This is a genomic window from Phascolarctobacterium sp. (assembly GCF_030531065.1).
Taxonomy (GTDB): domain Bacteria; phylum Bacillota; class Negativicutes; order Acidaminococcales; family Acidaminococcaceae; genus Phascolarctobacterium_A.
In genome coordinates this window covers 155675-176383 of record NZ_JAUNOQ010000003.1, presented here as the reverse complement: position 1 = coordinate 176383, position 20709 = coordinate 155675, and the positions used below count along the sequence as shown (strand labels likewise).

Here is a 20709-nt window from a genome sequence, read left to right as displayed (position 1 = left end):
GAAAATTATAATTTGCGGCGTTAATTTTTCCAAGGGACGGCTTTCTTTTCCAGCCATTGCAGCAGCAGATTAAAGATTAAGCCTAACAGCGACAGGACGATTACGCCCGCCATCAAGCGGTCGGTAATCATCAAATCGCCGTAATGCAGAATCAGCGCGCCGATGCCGACCTGGGCCGCGATCATTTCGGCGGCGACTAAAAGCAGCAAGGACGTGCCTGCCGCCAGCCGCAGCCCGGCGAAAATCATGGGCAGGGCGTTGGGCAGCACGACGCTTTTCATCGTTTTCCACCAGCCGGCGTTAAAGCTGACCGCTACCTTGATAAGCAGGGCGTCGACGTTTTTGACGCCGCTGTAGGTGTTCATGGCTACGGGGAAAAAGACGCCCAAGGCGATAATCGTGACTTTCGACAATTCGCCGATACCCAGCCACAGAATGAACAGCGGCAGCAGAGCGATTTTAGGAATGGGGTACAGGGCGTTGACGATGGGGCTGCCGATTTTGTCGGCCAGCGCCGACGTACCGGTGACAAGGCCGACGGCCAGACCGATAAGACTGCCTACGGCGAAGCCCGCCAAAATGCGGTACATACTGGCTGCCAGGCTGACGCCTATTTCTCCGTCGGCAATTAGCGTCAGCAGCGCGGCGACAATCCGGCTGGGCGCGGGCAGAAAGAGGGAGGATACTACGCCCGCACGGCAGATGAGCTCCCACAAAATTACTACGCAGATAATGGAAACTACGGATACCCAATGGGGATAGCTTTTCTGCCAATGGGTCATACGGTTGCGGACAGTGTATTCATGCTTAGCCATTGTTTTCCACCTCCATCAGAGCGGCGCGGGCGTCCTTGCTGATGTGCTCCCAAATGATGCGGATAAATTCGGCGACGGCCTCGGCGTGTTCCGGTTTGTCGCGGTCGGCGCGGGGGATGCCGATAGTCAGAATTTTGCTGACCCTGCCGGGGCGGCGCGACAGCAGCACAACCCTGTCGGCCAGCATGACGGCTTCCTGGATATTGTGGGTAACGTATAATGTAGTAAGGCGCGTTTTTTCCCACAGCGTTACCAGCTCCTCCTGCATGATGGTGCGCGTTTGGGCGTCCAGCGCGCTGAAGGGCTCGTCCATCAGCAGCAGGTCGGGCTCGATGGCCAGGGCGCGGGCGATGCCGACGCGCTGGCGCATACCGCCGCTTAATTGATGGGGAAAGGATTTTTCAAAGCCCTTCAGGCCGACAAGCTCGATATAATGCTTGATGCGTTCTTCCCTCTGGGCGGCAGGCATACCTGCGGTTTCCAGGCCGAAGGCGATATTATCGTGTACGTTGCGCCAGGGAAAGAGCCCCGTTTCCTGAAAGACGATGCTCATACGCGGCTCGTAGCCCTCGTCGACCTCCGTAAATTTTACCGCGCCGCTGGTGGGCTGCAAAAGGCCGGACGCAATGTTAAGCAAGGTGGATTTACCGCAACCTGACGGGCCTACTAATGCTACAAATTCTTCTTTGTTTACTGTCAGTTCAATATCCTGCAGGACGGACAGCGCCTGGCCGCGGTTATTGGTAAAATCCTTGCAGATTTTATCAATTACTAATTTCATAAGCTGCATAACCTCCCATAATACTAAAAACAGAAAGCAGGGTGGATCGCTCCGCCCTGCTTCAAGCTACACCTTACTTATTTGGCGGCCGCCTCCTGGAAGGAGGTAATGGCAACGTCCTTGGCGTCCAGCTTGCCGGACATCATCTTATTAGCGGTGTACCATTTGATTTGGGTGTCGATATCGGAAGCCAGCAGCTGGCCGTTTTTATCGATGTAGGGCAGGCCTGCCTTAATATCCTCGGCGGGAGCCTTTACATATTTGGCTACGATATTAACGACCTCGTCCAGCTTTTTGGCGTCCTTCTTTTCTATGGCCGCTTCATAATAATAGTTGCAGGCTTTAACGTAAGCCTTCATAAAGCGTTCGGCAGCATCCTTGTTCTGCATAAATTCAGGAGAGTAGAAAATTGCGGAGGTCTGATAGGGAATTACGTCGCCTACCTGCACTACCAGCTTGCCGTAACCGGCCTTTTGTACTTTGGTGATATTGGGCTCGTTGAGAATGCAGCCGTCGATTTGCTTGCTTTCCAGGGCTGCCATAACGGCGCTGACCTTGTTCAGCGGGACGATTTCCACGTCGTCCAGGCTCATGCCCTGAGTTTCCAGCATACGGCCTAACATATAATGGAAGGTAGAACCCTTTTGCGTAATGCCGATGCGTTTGCCTTTCAGGTCCTTCAAGCTTTGTACGCCATTGTTGAAATTATCGGCGGTGACCAAAAGCGCGGAAGAAGAATAACCTTTCTGCTCGCGGCCCTTATCCGCTACGATGCCCAGCTTCTGCCCGTTGGCCGCCATATTATACAGGCTGGCGGTGATGCCCGTAGCGCCTACGTTTACTTTAGAGGAGGCGGTGGCTACGGCGATGGGGTGGGCGGCGTCAAACCATTGGGCGTCGATTTCAAGACCCTCGTCGGCGAAGAAGCCTTTATCCATCGCGATAAATAAAGGCGCGCTGCTGGTCAGGCGCAGCATGCCCAGGCTTACCTTTGTTTTTTCCTTAGGAGCTTTGCTGGGGGCGTCGTTGCCGCCGCAGCCGGCCAGCGCCAGCAGCATGCACATGGCCGTTAAAAATGCTAAAATCTTTTTCATACTATACATCCCTTCTCCTTGGCTGATGAAATAAAATATCATCGTTATTGTACACTATTTGGCGCGAAAAAGCAGTAGCTTTTGCAGAAATTTTACCGGGACACAAGCGATTTGTACGCTTTGTTACAGTAAGCGTGCGTATTGAAGTTGCGGTATGGCCGTATAACTGATATACTTAATAAAAATGATTTTGGCGGAGCTGGTGAGATGTATTTTGTAGGCAGGATTGACAGGGAAATTTATAAATGTATAGCAGAAGATATAGTAACGGATGAAGTGGTAATAACTGATAATCAAATACAACATATTCGGGAAAGGCATTTAGATGCTTATGAACAGGCTGTTAAGTTATTATATGCTGCTATCGCTGATCCCGATTATATTATTCGTGATAAGCATCCAAATAGCGGTTTAATAATTAAACGGATAAAAACGGAAACTTCTTATATACAGTTAGTTTTAAGAATTTGTACAGAGAGCGACGCGCCTAACTATAAAAATTCGATAATTTCTTGCTGGAAAATTAGTGAAAATAGATTGAACAATTACCTGAGAAATAAAGAAATACTTTACAGGAAATTATAAATAAGGTAAAATAGAAACAGATAAAAGGCACGAAGCAGGAAGTTATCTGAGGTGGTAAATTTCGTTGCAACCACGCACCCATTGGGTCAAAAGAGATGCAGGAGCGGCGACGCCTGCCAGATAGCTTTCTGTTTAATTATTTTGAACAGGATTTTCGTTTAACGGTTATCTAATATAGGGATAGCCGTTTTTTTATGCGTTAAAGGGCGACGTCGTATTCCGCAACCCCTTATAGCGTTACATAAATTACTTTAAGCGTATTTTATGGCTGCTTTTTGAAACTTTGGTAAAATCTGTGTGCTTTGTTACAATAATCGTCAAATAATGTTATAATAAATTTAATATGAAACGCTGACGCGGGGGTAGCGTTGGGGAAGGAAGTGACGGAGTGAAAAACTCTTGGAAGATAAAGCTGGCTGCCGCAGGCTGCAGTATGCTGCTGTGTACGGGCGCTGCTGCCAGCGAAACGCTGCTGGCCAGTACGACGCTGCAGCAGGAGCATGGAAAAGCGACAGTGGAGCTGTGGGGCGAGCGTCTGCCCGGCGGCTACACGGAACAGCTTTTGCTGCTGCTTAAGGAGGACGGCAAGCTGATAACCGCTTATGCGCCCTCGGTTAAGGGCGGCTATAATCCTATTTTGCAGGCGGTGCAGGTGAAGCCGCTGCCGGAAGGGAATGAGCGGCAGAGCGGTGTGCCGCAGCAGCTGCTGCTTAGCCTGGGACAGGGCGCTTGGGAGGCAGGTAGCGAATACAGAATCATTGATTTTACCAAGCCTAAGCGGATTGCGGAGCTGTTCAGCGCTGCCGACAGCATGGGCATCGTCACTAACGCCTCTAATAAGGAAAACGCTTTGGAAATTACGCTGCAGGACGGGCAGAAAAATAATGCGCCGCTGCCCGAAAGCTTTCCTGAAAGCGGCAAGGTGGAATTCGGCGGCTTATTTTCGCTGACGGCGTATGATGTGGACGGCGACGGGCAGCAGGAGCTGCTGACAAGCCAGCAGCTGACGCAGCGCAGGCAGCTTTTGGCGGATGTGGGCGCGGTATGGCGGCTGCAGCAAGATGACGATAAAAACGAACAGTGGCAGCGCAGCGCCTTTACGGTGATGACCGCTACGCCGGTAGATAAAAGCAATACCATTAATGACGGCTGCGATTTTGACGCGGGCAGCATCTTGCCGCGCAAAATGGTAGTGCCGGGCGGCGAAGCAACCTATCCGGTTTTTGCGTCGCCAAACGTAGAGCTGCAAAATAAAATTAACGCTTACCTGGAAAAGGAATGCGCGGAATATTTACAGCTCTTTTACCAGGGGCAGGCGGATATGGCCTTTAAAGTGTTGCGCGCCGACGATTTACTGCTGTCGCTGCAGCTGATAAGCGGCAAGAACAGCTTCAGGCACCATCAGCTGCACATTGACCCAGCTACGGGCGAGCCGGTGCAGCTAGAGCAGATTTTGAATTCTGACGACCCGGATTTGCGCCCTTTGCTTAATTTGCTCTGCACTAATAAAAATATGGATTTTACAGAAGGTATATCCAAAGAATGGTATATCGAGGGCAATAACCTCTTCCTGATGCAGAATATTTGCGGCAAAGACGAAGTCGCGGGCTTCGCTTTAGGCAATCTGCATAAATTCTTGTTGGATAAGAAATGGCTGCAACAAAGCTGACTGACCAGTCAGCTTTGGCTGAAAAATAAAGTAAAATGGAGATAAAAGAAGCATAAGACGTTTAATTAGCTTTAATCGCATTTGCTTTTATCAACGGGCTCATTTATAATAGAAGTATTCTGAAACTGAGCCATTGTCTATTTTTGCTTGTATATAGATATGATAGTTTCTGAGAGTAGAAGAATGAAGGAGGTTTTTCTATGTTAAGTTTTATCCGCTCCAGCCGCGCTAAAAGGGCTATGGCTGCAGCTATGGCGGCGGCTGTGATGCTGACCGTTGCGGGCTGCGCCCAAAAGGAGCAGGCTGCGCCGCAGGCTACGCTGGTTAAAACCATGCAGGTCATCAAGCGCGATACCCCTATTGTGTACGATTATACCGGCTTTGTGCAAGCGCAGCAGGAAATGGAGCTCAAAGCGCAGGTAAGCGGTCAGATTATGGGTAAATATTTTAAAGGCGGCGACACCGTCACCGCAGGACAGCAGCTTTATTCCATCGACCAACGTACTTATCAGGCTAATTTGCTCAACGCCCAGGCAGGTCTGGCTAACGCGCGCGCCGCTTTGGCTAACGCCGCCATGGACGCCGAGCGTTATACTAAATTGTACGAGCAAAACGCTATTTCCAAGCAGGTGCTGGATAACGCCATTATGCAGCGCGACCAGGCGCAGGCTTCGGTAAACGCGCAGGAAGCGCTCGTTGAAAACGCGCAAATCAGCATGACCGATACCAGCGTTGTCGCTCCCTTTACCGGGCGCATTGACACCACGGCTTTGGAAGTAGGCAACTACGTAACCGCCGGACAGACGACCTTGGCGACGATTTCCAATACCGACCCCGTATTCGTGCAGTTCAGCGTGGCCGAGCCGGAATATTTGAAGCTGTCCTCCTCGCAGACTGCCGAGGGCGGCGCGGCGCTGGATAATTTGACCATCGTTTTGAGCGACGGCAGCCAGTACGATTTGAAGGGACAGGTTGCCGAAGTGAACCGCGGCATTAACGACAACACCGGCACCTTGACGATTAAGGCGTTGTTCGATAACCCGCAGCGTCGCTTGCTGCCGGGTATGTTCGCTCACGTGCAGGCTACTGCCGGTACTAAAGAGGGCGCTTTGCTGATTCCCAAGCGCGCCGTCGTTGAATTGATGTATAAAAAATTCGTTTATATTGTCGGTAGCGATAATAAAGTAACGATGAAGGAAATTACCTTAGGACCCAGCGTCGACCGCTTATACATGGTAGAAAGCGGCCTCGACGGCAGCGAAACCCTTGTAGTAGAAGGTACGGGCAAGGTACGCCAGGGCTCCGAGGTTAAGCCGGAACCCATGACGGAGGCCGAGCTTGATACTGCAGAACAGGATTCTGCAGCGCAAAAATAAGGAGGTAGGCTAAATGGCACGTTTCTTTATTGATCGTCCCGTATTCGCTATAGTATTGGCGATTTTGATCACCTTGCTTGGCGCTTTGGCCGGTTTTAGCTTACCTATCGCGCAATATCCGCAGATTACTAAACCGCGTATTACCGTAGAAACCACGTATACCGGCGCCAGCGCCGACGTAGTAGAAGAAGCCGTTGCCCAGGCTATCGAACAGAAGGTCAGCGGCGTAGAAAATATGCTGGATATGAACTCCATCAGTACCAGTAACGGCCAGTACGAATTGAACGTTCAGTTCAACCTGGACAAGAACGCCGATATCGCGTCCGTAGAGGTACAGAACCGCGTATCCCAGGCTAACAGCTCCATGCCCGCCGAAGTAACCGCTTACGGTATCACTACGACTAAGCAATCGGCGGAAACTATTATGTACTTCGGCTTGTATTCGCCGAACAAGACTTACGACGGTATGTTCCTGCGTACTTACGCCGACGCCAACTTTATCGACGCCGTGAAGCGCGTTAAGGGTGTTTCGTCTGTCAACGAATACGGTCCGGAATATTCCATGCGCCTGTGGCTGAACCCGGAAAAGATGGCGCAGCTGGGCGTGACGGTGGACGATGTTACTAACGCTATCCAAACGCAGAATATCCAGGCGGCCGTAGGCTCCATCGGCGACCGTCCTACCGACGCTATGCAGGAGCGTACTTATTCCGCCAGCGCCCAGGGCCGTTTAAAAACGCCGGAAGAATTTGGCAACGTTATCGTCCGCACGCAAAAAGGCGATAATTTGAAGCTGCGTGATATCGCTACGATTAAAGAAGGGCCGCGTAACGATATGACCGTCAGCCGGATAAACGGCGGCGACTCCGTTGTATTCCCTGTATCTTTGACGTCCGACGCCAACTCTTTGGAAACCGTCGGCAATATTAAAGAAGTATTGGCGGATGCAGAATCGCGTTTCCCGGACGATATGAAGCTGATTATCGTTCAGGATAATACCCAGTTCATTACGGAATCCCTGAACAAGGTTGCCCATACATTTTTCGAAGCGTTGGCTTTGGTTATCTTCGTAGTATTCATGTTCCTGGGCAGCTGGCGCGCCACGCTTATTCCTATGCTGGCCGTGCCGGTATCTTTGGTAGGCACCTTCGCTTCCTTCGTAATTTTAGGCTTTACCATTAATACGCTGACGGCGTTCGCCATGATTCTGGCAATCGGTCTGGTTGTCGACGACGCCATCGTCGTAGTAGAGGCGGTAGAGCATCATATTCAGGAAAACGGTATGTCGCCTAAGGAAGCCACCTACCGCGCTATGAACGAAGTATCCGGCCCTGTTGTGGCCATCGCCTTCGTGCTGGCGGCGGTATTCATTCCTACAGCCTTTACCGGCGGTACCGTCGGCGAATTGTATAAGCAGTTTGCGATTACTATTTCCGTATCCATGCTGCTTTCGGCCATCGTCGCTTTGTCCCTGACGCCGGCGCTGTGCGCCCTGATTTTGGTTAAGAAGGACGAGGAGACGGCTCCTAAAGGCTTTATCGGTAAAATGGTAGCGGGATTTAATAATTGGTACGCCCGTATGCTGGCAAAATACGTGAAAAACGTCGAGGTGTGCATCCGCAGGTCCAAGCTGATGCTGACCTGCTTAGTTGTTATCGTCATCTGCATCGGCGCTTTGGCGAAGGTAACGCCCACCGGCTTCGTGCCGAACGAGGACCAGGGCATGAGCGCCGTATCTATTTCCCTGCCTGAAGCCGCTTCCAGTAACCGCACAATTCAGTTACTGAGCGAGATTGGCGAAAGAGCAGGAAAGCTGCCGGGCGTAAAAAATGTCCTGACGGTTAGCGGCGTAGATATTCTGAGTAACGCGCAAAAGGCTAATTCCGCTTTGCTGGTAATTGCTATGGACGATTACCAGAACCGCGATAATTCGGTGCAGGATATTATCCCGATGATGTACGGCATGAGCGCCGATTTCCCCGACGCTCAGATTATGGCCTTCCAGCCGCCCTCTTTGCCGGGCGCGTCCAATACCGGTACTTTGAGCCTGTACTTGATGAACCTGGGCGGCGAGGATGTAGAAGTTATGGGCCAGCGCGCCAACGAATTTTTGGCGAAGGCTAACCAACGGCCGGAAATCGCTATGGTTTATACGACGCTGAATACCACGACGCCCATGTATAATTTTGAAGTCGATCGCGAAAAGGCACAATCCCTGAACGTGCCCGTATCCAGCGTGTACAATGCTTTGCAGACTTTCTTGGGCGGCTACGAAATCAACGATATCAATAACTTCGGCCGTACCTGGAAGGTAGTGATGCAGGCCGATTCCAAATACCGTACCGGCGTCAACGATATGCGTTACTTCTTTGTGCGCAGTAACGACGGGCAGCTGGTGCCGCTGAACACCTTGGTAACGCCGCAAGAGAAAAACAGTTCCCTGATTATGACGCGCTTTAACGGCGCGCGCGCGATTAAGATTGCGGGCGACCCTGCCGACGGTTATTCCACCGGTCAGGCTATGGCAGCTTTGGAAGAAGTAGCCGCGGAAACGCTGCCCAATACGTACACCTACGAATGGGTTGACCAGAGCCGCGACGAAATCGAAGCAGGCAGCCGTTCTACGCAAATCTATATCATTTCCATGATTTTCGTCTTCCTGCTTTTGGCGGCGCTGTACGAAAGCTGGACCATTCCTCTGGCCGTACTGCTGTCCGTGCCCTCCGCAATATTCGGCTGCTTCCTGTCGCAGTACCTGCGCGGGCAGAACAACGACGTTTATATGCAGATTGCTCTGATTACCCTTATCGGCTTGTCTGCGAAGAACGCCATTTTGATTGTCGAATATGCCAAGATGTACATGGAGCAAGGTATGGATGCTGTGCAGGCTGCCATTGAAGCCGCTCATGTCCGCCTGCGTCCTATTTTGATGACGTCCTTTGCGTTTATTCTGGGCTGCTTGCCGCTGGCTATCGCTACCGGCCCGGGCGCCGGCGCGCGCGTGTCCATGGGTAACGCCGTAGTAGGCGGCATGGCCATTGCTACCGCTTTCGGCATCTTCCTCATTCCTACGCTCTTCGTGGTTGTAGAACATTTCTTCAGCCGTAAGAAGAAAGAAGACGTTACTGAACAGCTGTAAGAAGCGCGGTAAGTTAACATCGTTTTAAAACGAAGCTCCGCTCGTCCCTTATCGGGTCGGGCGGAGCTTTTTGCCTATATAATTATTTTTAAAACTCGCGTCGGCCTACCTCTGCCATGTCCCTGCTTAGCCACTACATTGACGCAGCCTGCATCCTCAAGTTTGACGAGAATGCGGTTTATGCTGCGGACATTCATGTGCATCTCCTCAGCCAACTGTTCTGCCGTAATAGGATTGCCGATTTTTTCTAACGCATTGTTAAGCTTTTGCAACGTAGCTACGGTAAAACCGCAGTGCTCGGCCATGACCTTAAGAGGGGTTTTCTCTAGTAGTTCTGTGGTTACTGCAGGCGCTACATTTTCAGAACTGTCCCTGGCGATATAGGCTCGCACGTCGATATCCTTGAAGGCATGGTTCAAGGCCATTGTTGAATGAGCTTTCGCTTCTAACATGCTGTTGCCAAGACCGATACCTAAGCAGACGCGGAAGCGCTGCAGCTGTTGTCCGAATTGCAGCAGTTTAATATGATCCTGCTGCTTTAAGAAAACATTATTGAGCATATTTTTGGAGGTTACAATAAATAAAGGTACAATATCGTCTGAGAAAACCGCTGCCTGAAGCTTGTGAGCTATGGTATATACATATTCTCTGATTTCGTGTTGATAGCGTAGCTTTTCCCAGTCGCGCACGGCGGGGTCTTTTTCATTGTCAAAAATATAGTTATAGTGAATCGCTACAACGGCATAGTTGCCCTGCTTTTCAGAAACATTTAAATGCTGAAGCTGGAGGTAGTATATTTGCTCCTTGATGATTTCTCTGGCAGGATAAATGCGCAGGCAGGGAATGCCGGCTTTGGTTAGTAGTTCGTGGCATACCTGGTGACTGGTAAGGCAGATAACCTCATTGTTTTGCTGATAGCGTTTACTATGCGCATGGAAGAGCTTTTCATTTAAATTTTCGGCATTAGGGTCTATGGTCGCAGTATAAATTTTAGCGTCGTTTATCCCGACAGTTTGCAGAGCTTCCCGAATAATCTGCGGATCATAGGTGTCCAAGCTGATATGCTTTAAATCGCTGTGAAAATTAATACTTGCCTGTAAAAGCGCTTGCATTGCTGAAATACGATTATGTGGTAAAAAGCTCCAGGGAATTGAGGCCTTCTTTAAATGTGCAAGGGTAAAGTAGTAATTATAGACGCCTGTAAAAAGAATGGCGTCAACCTGCTTTTCTAAAATACGAGTTTTTTTCGGAGTCTCTGTAATAACGTCTGTTTCTACAGAGACAATATCAATGTCGATTGTTTCTTCTCTTATTACCTTTATTAGAATATCTATGATACTTTTAGCGCCTATAATTCCCAGCTTCATGTCTGTTACCTCTTTTTTAGACGTAGTTTATAATTATAGACCTAATTATACGCCTATTAAAGTCCTTTGTCTAGTTGTATTCTTAGAGAAGAAATTTAGCAATTATTTAGGTGGAATGTATGGAAAACAATAAACTTGTTGAATATTTAAACCAGCAGAAGCAGCAGATTAGCTACTTATATGAAAATATAGTCCGTATCGAAACTCCTTCTGCAGATAAGCCGGCCTTAGAAAAGCTGGCGGCTCATTTAGATACTTATTTGAATGCTATGGGCTTAAAGGTGCAAAAGCACTGCTTTGAGACTGCTGGCCCCACTTTAGTAGCAGAAAGCCAGGCTACGGAGCTGGCGCCGATTCTGCTGTGCAGCCATATGGATACCGTGCATCCTGTAGGCGCTTTTGGCGAGGATGTGTTTGTGCGGGACGCTGTGAATCCGGATATTGTGCGTGGTCCAGGCGTTTACGATACTAAAGGCGGCATAGTTATTGCTATATTTGTCCTGAAGGCTTTGCAGGCCTTAGGTTATAACAAACGCCAGCTGAAGCTGGTTTTAGTGAGTGATGAAGAGGTGGCTCATACCCTTAGCAACGGGGCTAGCGCGGTTATTATTGAGCAGGAAGCCTGTGGAGCCTGCTGCTGCTTTAACTGTGACAGCGGCCGTTTGCATGACCAGATTGTACTAGAGCGTAATGGCGGCGGCATCTTGAAGGTTAAGGTCTACGGTAAGGCCGCTCACGCGGGTAATGCTCCTTGGGACGGGGCTAATGCAATCCTGGCGGCGGCGGAGAAAATATCTGCTATAGCCAAATTAAGCGATTATGATGATGCTTATTTTGGCACAGGCGTAATCAAAGGCGGGACCAAGAGCAATATTGTCCCGGACTACTGTGAATTTGTCAATGATATTCGCTTTAAGACTAATGAAGCCTACGATAGCGCTCTAAACAACATTCGCAAAATAGTTGAGGACAATCCTAATCCGTTGATTCATGCAGAATTAGAGGCTGTAGGTCTGTTCAGAGCCTTGGAAAAGGTAGCTAAGACAGACGCTTTGATGGAGCGGTTTGCCAACGCTGCTGAGGAATTAGGCTATAAGCGGCCTACAGGTATATTTGTCGGCGGCTGCAGTGATGCGGCTTTTGTGTCGCATGTGGGTGTGCCTACCTTATGCGGTACAGGTATCATTGGCGACCATAACCATACCTTGGAAGAATATGCTTATGAAAGCAGCATTTTAGAGCAGGCTGCCAAAATCGTTTTAACCATTATAAATTTACCTGATGATTTTTAAGTGAGGAGCTGAAAAGTATGAAAATTGACCGCGTGGATATTATTAATGTACACAACCCGTTTAATCACCCCTTTACTACTAGTTTTACAAGCTTTGTAAATCGTGATGCACTGTTAATCAAGGTTTATTCTGAAGGCTTAGTCGGGTGGGGTGAATGCAAAGCCTTTTATGGTCCCTTTTACAATCCTGAGGATAACGGTACTGTTTTGCATGTGTTAAAGAATATTATCATTCCTGCTATTTTACACGAGGATATTGCAGGACCTGCAGAGTTTATTGAAAGGTTTAAGTATATCAAGGGTAATCGTTTGGCTAAGGCTGCTATTGAAAATGCTTTATGGGAGCTGCTGAGTCAAAGAACAGGTAAGTCTATTAAAACTCTGTTAGGAGGCACTCAAGACGAAATTAAGGTAGGCGTATCCCTGGGCAGCGAAAAATCCTTAGATGATTTGTATCGCATGATTGAAAAATACCTGAAGCAAGGCTATCATCGTACTAAGATTAAAATTCATCCCGGGAAGGATATAGATGTTATCAAGGGAATTCGTAAGGAATTTGGCGATATTACCTTGACGGTTGACGCTAACTCTGCTTATAGTTTAAAGGATGTGGAGCTTTTTAAGGCTTTGGACGAATACAAGCTGCAATATATTGAGCAGCCTTTGGGAGAATGTGATTTGGTAGACCATGCGGAGCTGCAATCTCAGATTTCTACTCCTATCTGCTTAGATGAATCTATTGATTCTTATGACGCCTGCGTAGCCGCTATTAAGCTTAAGGCCTGCCGTGTAGTTAATATTAAGTCTAGCCGTGTTGGAGGAATGTATGAAGGAAAGCGTATTCACGATTTGTGCGTTGCCAACAACATTCCACTATGGTGCGGCGGTATGACGGAATTAGGCATTGGCCGTGCTCAAAACGTATCCTTTGCTTCTTTGCCTGGTTTTACGGAATTAGCGCATGATGTGGCTGCAGCAAATCGTTATTTTAACCAGGATATTACTCTGCCAATGGTTGATATTACTGATAGATGTACCATCATCGTTCCCGATGAAACCAATGGTATTAAGTATGATGTAGATGAAAAAGCTATCGATGCTATGACGGTAGCGCATTGGATTATGAAATAAGGAGCAGAAAATGGAATTTAAGGAAATAATTAACAGTCCGGGGATGTGGATAGCTTCCTCCATCATGATAATCACAATTATTGTTGAAAGCGCTGTTTTCCTGAAGGCGGGTATCGATGAAGCCAGGCGTATGGGTATTCCTAAGGAAAGATGGATGGCTGGCATACGCTCAGCTGCTATTACAGCCGTAGGGCCTTCCTTTGCACCGGTTATCATAATGATGGCTTTGTTAGCTGTTATGGGTACCCCCACGACATGGATGCGTATGAATGACATTGGCGCTGCTCGTTCAGAGATGGCCATGATTACGTTGGCGGCCAAGGTTGCTGGCGTCGAGCCTAACACTGCAAGCTGGGGCCTGAAGGGCTTTGCTTACGCTCTGTGGGGAATGGCATTAAACAATGTGGGGTGGATGCTGGCGGCTTTGCTTTTAACCCATCGTATGAGCAAGGTTGTAGCTTCTCTGAATTCTAAGTATGACGCTAATACAGTTAAGCTGCTTATCGCTGGCTCTGGCATTGGCTTGTTCGCATTCCTGCTGGCTCCCGCTTTAGTGCCCTATAAAACTAGTACGTGGATTGCAGCTTTTGTAGGAGCAGGCTCCATGGTAGTAATTTCTACTGTATTTAAAAACTATCCTCGTCTGCAAGAGGTTGGCTTGGGCTTATCGATTGTTATTGGCATGTATGTTACTGCCGCAATTATGGGCTAAGGAGGTTAAAAAATGAGCGCTTTTGAAAAGAAATCCGTACGCATTGGCGTTACCTTTTTAAGCTGCGGTATTATTGCGAACTTTATTCCTGCAGTGTATGTATATTTTGCTTATGGTATCATCCCTCCTTTCAGCGATTTACTGAAGATCTGGGGTGTGGCTTTGGCTGGCTTTGGCATAACCTACATTGTACAGCCTACAGCTTTCTACACAATGATGGGAGTAGCAGGCAGCTATATCGGCTGGCTCAGCGGTAATTGTGCCGATATCCGTATTCCGGCAATTACTATGGCTCAAAAGGCTTCCGGCTATGAAGCCGCTACTCCTGAGGGCGATGTGATGGCTACAATCGGAGTTGCTGTTTCTACGTTTGTTTCTATTTTTATTATTTCTCTTTTTACTTATCTTGGAGGCGAAGTAATTAACAATCTGCCTCCCTTTATAAAGAACGGCTTCCGCTATCTGATGCCATCCTTATTTGGAGCCGTTTATATGCAGCTTTGTCTGAAGCATCTTAAGGCGGGCTTTATTACTATTATTCTGGCTGCTGGCGCCGCTTTTATCTTGAAAAGCTTTTTACATGTGCATATCATTTGGTTGAGCCTGGTTTGTATAGCCATAGGTATTGCGGTTACGCAAATGGTAGAGAAGAAAGGGCAGTAGTATACATTAGCAACGAAATAGCTGATAAAAGTCAAAAATATCCTTTGTTGTGGTCAAGCATTTTTGTAACGCTTGTGGCGAAAGGAACGCCGGGCCAAATGCAACTAAACTTTGGCTTTCATAAATTTTATGGTTTAGAGCGAAATAGCTTAAAACGCTGTTTTGCCCTAAACCATTTTTTATTTTTGCTGCGCGTTAAAAAAGATTATTAACTTTCATTAGCATAAAAAAGCATAAAAAACATAAAAAAGATTTTAGCTCTTTTAAGTAAATAGACAAAGACTTAACCGCGTCGTTAAGGTGACGGGGGCAACAGTTAGGGGTAAGCGCGCCGCTTATAATTAAACAAGCACAAGGAGCTGCTAATATTTTCCCCTGCTTCGCTCAGGGCGGAGCGATTATGTTGTGGAGGTGAGCGCATGGGTCCTGTAACAACTAATCCTTGGCTGATTGCCGTTATCAATATGACTATCGTATTTGGCGTGCTAATCGCTTTAGGCGTATTGATGAGTCTGATTCAGGTAGTCGATCCCACGAAGGCTAAAGCGAAATAAGCCCGTCGTATTTGGTTTCAAAGCAGTTTTCTGCTTTAACAACTTCATGGATGGCAGAAGCGATTCTGGTTCATGGCGCGGCGGCGCGAAGGCAAGCCGACTAGGGGAGGCGGCGGGGCTTGAGAGTTCGTAAGCGTTGAACGAAATGAAGTTTTTATTGCCTTTGGCAATACGCACTTATATTAAAATCCCATATCGGGAAAAGAGGAGGAATTTATCTCATGGTTGAAGCATTTGTTGTTGCTTTAGCATCTGTATGGGCCGACAGCGGGTTTTCCGCTTTGACCAGCGGCAACATTATTATGATCTGCGTTGGCCTGGTACTGTTGTATATGGCTATCGGTAAGGGCTTTGAGCCTTTGCTGCTTTCCCCTATCGCCTTTGGCTGCCTGCTGGCCAATATTCCTAAAAATGGTTTCGAGGCTCCCGGCGTAATGTCCGTTATTATGTATGGTATCCAACACGAAGTATTCCCGCCGTTGATTTTCTTGGGCGTAGGCGCAATGACCGACTTCGGTCCGCTGATCGCTAACCCCAAAACCCTGCTGTTGGGCGCTGCCGCTCAAATCGGCGTATTCGTATCCCTGATGGGCGCTATGGCTTTGGGCTTCACCGTACAGGAAGCTTCCGCTATCGGCATCATCGGCGGCGCGGACGGCCCGACCGCTATTTATCTGGCTGCTAAAATGGCTCCCAATCTGCTGGGCGCTATCGCCGTTGCTGCATATTCCTACATGTCTTTGGTTCCGCTGATTCAGCCTCCTATTATGAAACTGTTCACCAGCGAAGCAGAGCGTAAGATCGTTATGCAGCAGCTGCGCCCTGTTTCTAAATTTGAAAAGGTCGTATTCCCCATTGTCTGCACCATCGTTATTTCCCTGTTGTTACCCCCTGTAACCGCTTTGATCGGTATGCTGATGCTGGGTAACTTGTTCAAAGAAGCAGGCTGCCTGGATCGTTTGAGCGATACCGCGCAAAACGCTTTGATGAACACCGTAACCATCATGCTGGCTACCGGTACCGGCTTGACCATGAGCGCAGAAGCTTTCCTGAACTACCAAACCATCCTGATCATCTTCCTGGGCTTGGTTGCTTTCGCAGCAGGCACCTGGGGCGGCGTTGTGTTCGGCAAGATTATGTGCAAGCTTGACGGCGGCAAGACTAATCCGCTTATCGGTTCCGCAGGCGTATCCGCAGTACCTATGGCAGCGCGCGTATCCCAGATCGTCGGCCAAAAAGCAAACCCTGCCAACTTCCTGCTGATGCACGCTATGGGCCCGAACGTTGCAGGCGTTATCGGTACCGCAGTTGCTGCCGGTACGATGCTGGCTATGATTGGTCCTGTTGCTAAATAATTCCAACGTTGGCTTCTCCCCTCTGATATGCGCGTTGCCCCTGCGGGGGCGCACCCTACTTATAAAATAAGACTCGGCTTTGCTTGCCGGGTCTTATTTTTTTGCCTCCGGCTTTAGAAAACGCTGAGAAACGCCGCTAAAACGTCGAAACGCGGCCTTTTATTTGCTTTGCGGGCGATTTTGAATTTAGAAAATATAGCAAGCGAAAGGTAGATAAAATAAGCGCTTTTTGTAACTAATCTAACTATATGACGCCCATATGATGTGACGTGAGCAACAGAATGTAAAAAAATTTAAAATTATACTTATTAAAGTAAGATAAAAGAATCTTACGGAGTTTACCCCTGTAATTTTTGAGGAAGAGGTGAGTGTATGGGTCCTGTAACAACCAATCCGTGGCTGATTGCCCTTATTAACATGACCATCGTTTTCGGCGTGCTTATCGCTTTGGGCGTTTTGATGAGCCTGATTCAGGTAGTCGATCCGACCAGGGCTAAAGCCAAATAATCCAGGTTTAGAAGCAGCATTGCTGCTTTAAGCAGCTTCGCGCAGCGCAAGCACGGCGTCGCCTGTTGCAGACGCAAGGTCAGCACCCGACAGGCTAGGGGAGACTGGCGGAAGCAGGCTGACGGTTAGGGTCTGGCTGCACAATGAAGCAATTTTATTGCCTTTGGCAATACGCACTTATATTACATCCCATTGATGGGAAACAAGGAGGAAATTATCATATGTTTGAAGCATTTATCGTTGCTTTGTCTTCCGTATGGGCAGACAGCGGCTTCTCCGCTTTGACCGGCGGTCATGTAATCATGATTTGCGTTGGTCTGGTTCTGTTGTACATGGCTATTGGCAAAGGCTTTGAGCCCTTGCTGCTGTCCCCTATCGCATTTGGCTGCATTCTGGCCAACATTCCTAAAAACGGCTTTGAGGCTCCTGGCGTAATGTCCGTTATTATGTACGGTATTAACCACGAAGTATTCCCGCCGTTGATTTTCTTAGGCGTAGGCGCAATGACCGACTTCGGTCCGCTGATCGCTAACCCCAAGACTTTGCTGCTGGGCGCTGCCGCTCAGGCAGGCGTATTCGTAGCGCTGCTGGGCGCTATGCTGCTGGGCTTCTCCGTACAGGAAGCTGCCGCTATCGGTATCATCGGCGGCGCAGACGGCCCGACCTCCATTTATCTGGCTGCTAAGATGGCTCCGCAGCTGTTGGGCGCTATCGCCGTTGCCGCATACTCCTACATGTCTCTGGTTCCGCTGATTCAGCCTCCTATCATGCACCTGTTCACCACCGAAGCTGACCGCAAGATTGTTATGCAGCAGCTGCGTCCGGTTTCCAAATTTGAAAAGATCGTATTCCCGATCATGACCACCATCGTAATTTCCTTGCTGTTACCTTCCGTAACCGCTTTGATTGGTATGCTGATGCTGGGCAACCTGTTCAAAGAAGCCGGCTGCCTGGATCGTTTGAGCGATACCGCGCAAAACGCTTTGATGAACACCGTAACTATCATGCTGGCTACCGGTACCGGCTTGACCATGAGCGCAGAGTCCTTCCTGAACTATCAGACCATCCTGATTATCTTCTTAGGTCTGGTTGCATTCATCGGCGGTACTGCTGCCGGCGTAATCTTCGGTAAGCTGATGTGCGCTATCGACGGCGGCAAGACTAACCCGTTGATTGGTTCCGCAGGCGTATCCGCTGTACCTATGGCAGCCCGCGTATCTCAAAAGGTTGGTCAAAAGTGCAATCCGGCAAACTTCCTGCTGATGCACGCTATGGGCCCGAACGTTGCAGGCGTTATCGGTACCGCAGTTGCAGCCGGTACTATGCTGGCTATGATTGGTCCTGTTGCTAAATAATTAAAGTATTTGCTTCTCCCCGCCGATACATTTTCAGTATATTGTTTAAAACGTAAAACGCCCGACCGTTTGGCCGGGCGTTTCACTATGTAAGAAAGCGTTTGCTGAACGCAAAGTATAATCGAAAAGCTTTGGAAGATATCGCTGGCAGCTAAAAAAGCGCAAAAAAATAACCAGTTCGCAGCTGGTTATTTTTCTTTTGTCAAGATAATTCGCAGTTACCTTAACAACGTCTCCCAATCTTTCTAATCGCAAATTGAAGATTGAGAGGATATTAAATGGTTGCTTTGCGTTATTATTGTAGCAAAATGCCAGCATAAAACTGTGACTTAGGCAACATAAATATATTAAAAAAATATAGTAAGCTTAAAGAAGATAAAGTAAGCGATTTATGTAAATAATGTAAGCAAGACGGCTGAACAAAGTGTGACTTAGGCAACAGAAGATTAAAAAAATTAAATTTATACTTATTAAAGTAAGATAAGTAAGCGATCTTACGGAGTTTTTCCCTGTAATTATTGAGGAAGAGGTGAGTGTATGGGTCCTGTAACAACTAATCCGTGGCTGATTGCCCTCATTAACATGACCATAGTTTTCGGTGTGCTGATCGCTTTGGGCGTATTGATGAGCCTTATCCAGGTAGTCGATCCGACTAGAGCTAAAGCAAAATAATTCAGGTTTAGAAGCAGCATTGCTGCTTTAAGCAGCTTCGCGCAGTACAGTCGTTGTGTTTACTAAACTGCTGAAGAAATTTGTTCTTCATTCCGACAGGCTAGGGGAGACTGAAGGAGCAGTTTGATGGCGAAAGGCTTTGCTGTATAGTGGAGCAATTTTATTGCCTTTGGCAATACGCACTTATATTACATCCCGTTGATGGGAAACAAGGAGGAAATTATCACATGTTTGAAGCATTTATCGTTGCTTTGTCTTCCGTATGGGCAGACAGCGGCTTCTCCGCTTTGACCGGCGGTCATGTAATCATGATTTGCGTTGGTCTGGTTCTGTTGTACATGGCTATTGGCAAAGGCTTTGAGCCCTTGCTGCTGTCCCCTATCGCATTTGGCTGCATTCTGGCCAACATTCCTAAAAACGGCTTTGAGGCTCCTGGCGTAATGTCCGTTATTATGTACGGTATTAACCACGAAGTATTCCCGCCGTTGATTTTCTTAGGCGTAGGCGCAATGACCGACTTCGGTCCGCTGATCGCTAACCCCAAGACTTTGCTGCTGGGCGCTGCCGCTCAGGCAGGCGTATTCGTAGCGCTGCTGGGCGCTATGCTGCTGGGCTTCTCCGTACAGGAAGCTGCCGCTATCGGTATCATCGGCGGCGCAGACGGCCCGACCTCCATTTATCTGGCTGCTAAGATGGCTCCGCAGCTGTTGGGCGCTATCGCCGTTGCCGCATACTCCTACATGTCTCTGGTTCCGCTGATTCAGCCTCCTATCATGCACCTGTTCACCACCGAAGCTGACCGCAAGATTGTTATGCAGCAGCTGCGTCCGGTTTCCAAATTTGAAAAGATCGTATTCCCGATCATGACCACCATCGTAATTTCCTTGCTGTTACCTTCCGTAACCGCTTTGATTGGTATGCTGATGCTGGGCAACCTGTTCAAAGAAGCCGGCTGCCTGGATCGTTTGAGCGATACCGCGCAAAACGCTTTGATGAACACCGTAACCATCATGCTGGCTACCGGTACTGGCTTGACCATGAGCGCAGAGTCCTTCCTGAACTACCAAACCATCCTGATCATTATCCTTGGTCTGGTTGCTTTCGTAGCTGGTACTGCTGCAGGCGTAATCTTCGGTAAGATTATGTGCATGGTTGACGGCGGCCAAACCAACCCGTTGATTGGTTCCGCAGGCGTATCCGCTGTACCTATGGCAGCCCGCGTATCTCAAAAGGTTGGTCAAAAGTGCAATCCGGCAAACTTCCTGCTGATGCACGCTATGGGCCCGAACGTTGCAGGCGTAATCGGTACCGCAGTTGCAGCCGGTACCATGCTGGCTATGATTGGCCCTGTAGCAAAATAATCCTTTGCTAAGCAACTCCCCTGGGAGGGTGCGGCAAACGCACCCTCCATCAATTTATACTATAAGAAAAGTTATAAGCTATACACTAGATTATTCCTTCATAGATTAGTCGGCGGCGCCGCTTGGTCGCGGCCTCTGAAAATGTAATAAACATAACGCTTTTAGCGAAAGATACTTACGGAATTAAAGAAAAATTTTATGCGCCGCTCGCTTGGAACTTTTGTTGCGGCTCCCAAAGCGCGTAATTAAAGATGCAGTATTTTATCAGAGGTATCATTGTAC

Annotated in this window: 15 protein-coding genes and 3 pseudogenes; 14 read left to right on the top strand and 4 right to left on the bottom strand. The window is 48.4% G+C overall.

Annotated features, from left to right (window positions below):
• Positions 1-20: 20 nt before the first annotated feature.
• The 3 genes from Q4E64_RS03320 to Q4E64_RS03310 form a co-directional block, all read right to left on the bottom strand.
• The gene (locus tag Q4E64_RS03320) at positions 21-815 is read right to left on the bottom strand and encodes an ABC transporter permease (protein ID WP_303166242.1); all 795 of its coding nucleotides are present in this window, start codon (positions 813-815) and stop codon (positions 21-23) included.
• The gene (locus tag Q4E64_RS03315) at positions 808-1596 is read right to left on the bottom strand and encodes an ABC transporter ATP-binding protein (RefSeq protein ID WP_303166241.1); all 789 of its coding nucleotides are present in this window, start codon (positions 1594-1596) and stop codon (positions 808-810) included. The genes Q4E64_RS03320 and Q4E64_RS03315 overlap by 8 nt, the downstream gene beginning before the upstream one ends.
• Positions 1597-1673: 77 nt before the next feature.
• Positions 1674-2690: an ABC transporter substrate-binding protein gene (locus Q4E64_RS03310; RefSeq protein ID WP_303166240.1), complete on the bottom strand. Its 1017-nt coding sequence runs from the start codon at positions 2688-2690 to the stop codon at positions 1674-1676.
• A 207-nt stretch (positions 2691-2897) separates the two neighbouring features.
• On the opposite strand from Q4E64_RS03310, the gene Q4E64_RS03305 reads away from it, so the two are divergent.
• The 4 genes from Q4E64_RS03305 (at position 2898) to Q4E64_RS03290 (ending at position 9459) form a co-directional block, all read left to right on the top strand.
• Positions 2898-3275, top strand: coding sequence for a PBECR2 nuclease fold domain-containing protein (locus tag Q4E64_RS03305; RefSeq protein ID WP_303166239.1), 378 nt, complete (start codon positions 2898-2900; stop codon positions 3273-3275).
• A 388-nt stretch (positions 3276-3663) separates the two neighbouring features.
• On the top strand, positions 3664-4944 hold the full coding sequence (locus tag Q4E64_RS03300) for a hypothetical protein (RefSeq protein ID WP_303166238.1): 1281 nt from the start codon (positions 3664-3666) through the stop codon (positions 4942-4944).
• 200 nt (positions 4945-5144) lie between these two features.
• Positions 5145-6320, top strand: a complete 1176-nt coding sequence (locus tag Q4E64_RS03295; RefSeq protein ID WP_303166237.1) for an efflux RND transporter periplasmic adaptor subunit — start codon at positions 5145-5147, stop codon at positions 6318-6320.
• A 13-nt stretch (positions 6321-6333) separates the two neighbouring features.
• Positions 6334-9459 (top strand): efflux RND transporter permease subunit, encoded by a 3126-nt coding sequence (locus Q4E64_RS03290; protein ID WP_303166235.1) that lies wholly within the window; start codon positions 6334-6336, stop codon positions 9457-9459.
• A 74-nt stretch (positions 9460-9533) separates the two neighbouring features.
• Here the strand turns inward: Q4E64_RS03290 and Q4E64_RS03285 are convergent, their stop codons facing one another.
• On the bottom strand, positions 9534-10826 hold the full coding sequence (locus Q4E64_RS03285; protein WP_303166234.1) for an HTH domain-containing protein: 1293 nt from the start codon (positions 10824-10826) through the stop codon (positions 9534-9536).
• A gap of 119 nt (positions 10827-10945) precedes the next feature.
• Here Q4E64_RS03285 and Q4E64_RS03280 point away from each other — a divergent pair, with 119 nt between their 5' ends.
• The 10 genes and pseudogenes from Q4E64_RS03280 to Q4E64_RS03235 all read left to right on the top strand — a co-directional run bounded on the left by Q4E64_RS03280 (position 10946) and on the right by Q4E64_RS03235 (position 20427).
• Positions 10946-12118, top strand: a complete 1173-nt coding sequence (locus Q4E64_RS03280) for a M20/M25/M40 family metallo-hydrolase (protein ID WP_303166232.1) — start codon at positions 10946-10948, stop codon at positions 12116-12118.
• Positions 12119-12135: 17 nt separating this feature from the next.
• The gene (gene menC, locus Q4E64_RS03275) at positions 12136-13248 is read left to right on the top strand and encodes an o-succinylbenzoate synthase (RefSeq protein WP_303166231.1); all 1113 of its coding nucleotides are present in this window, start codon (positions 12136-12138) and stop codon (positions 13246-13248) included.
• A 10-nt stretch (positions 13249-13258) separates the two neighbouring features.
• Positions 13259-13960 (top strand): DUF5058 family protein, encoded by a 702-nt coding sequence (locus Q4E64_RS03270; RefSeq protein ID WP_303166230.1) that lies wholly within the window; start codon positions 13259-13261, stop codon positions 13958-13960.
• 12 nt (positions 13961-13972) lie between these two features.
• On the top strand, positions 13973-14623 hold the full coding sequence (locus Q4E64_RS03265; RefSeq protein WP_303166229.1) for a hypothetical protein: 651 nt from the start codon (positions 13973-13975) through the stop codon (positions 14621-14623).
• A gap of 419 nt (positions 14624-15042) precedes the next feature.
• Positions 15043-15174 (top strand): annotated as a pseudogene (locus Q4E64_RS03260) (OadG family transporter subunit); the annotation flags it as partial.
• Positions 15175-15398: 224 nt separating this feature from the next.
• Positions 15399-16532: a sodium ion-translocating decarboxylase subunit beta gene (locus tag Q4E64_RS03255; RefSeq protein ID WP_303166227.1), complete on the top strand. Its 1134-nt coding sequence runs from the start codon at positions 15399-15401 to the stop codon at positions 16530-16532.
• A gap of 372 nt (positions 16533-16904) precedes the next feature.
• Positions 16905-17030 (top strand): annotated as a pseudogene (locus tag Q4E64_RS03250) (sodium pump decarboxylase); the annotation flags it as partial.
• Positions 17031-17260: 230 nt separating this feature from the next.
• Positions 17261-18394, top strand: a complete 1134-nt coding sequence (locus tag Q4E64_RS03245) for a sodium ion-translocating decarboxylase subunit beta (RefSeq protein ID WP_303166226.1) — start codon at positions 17261-17263, stop codon at positions 18392-18394.
• Positions 18395-18931: 537 nt separating this feature from the next.
• Positions 18932-19057: pseudogene (locus Q4E64_RS03240) on the top strand (sodium pump decarboxylase); the annotation flags it as partial.
• Positions 19058-19293: 236 nt separating this feature from the next.
• Positions 19294-20427 (top strand): sodium ion-translocating decarboxylase subunit beta, encoded by a 1134-nt coding sequence (locus tag Q4E64_RS03235; protein WP_303166224.1) that lies wholly within the window; start codon positions 19294-19296, stop codon positions 20425-20427.
• The last annotated feature ends 282 nt before the right edge of the window (positions 20428-20709 follow it).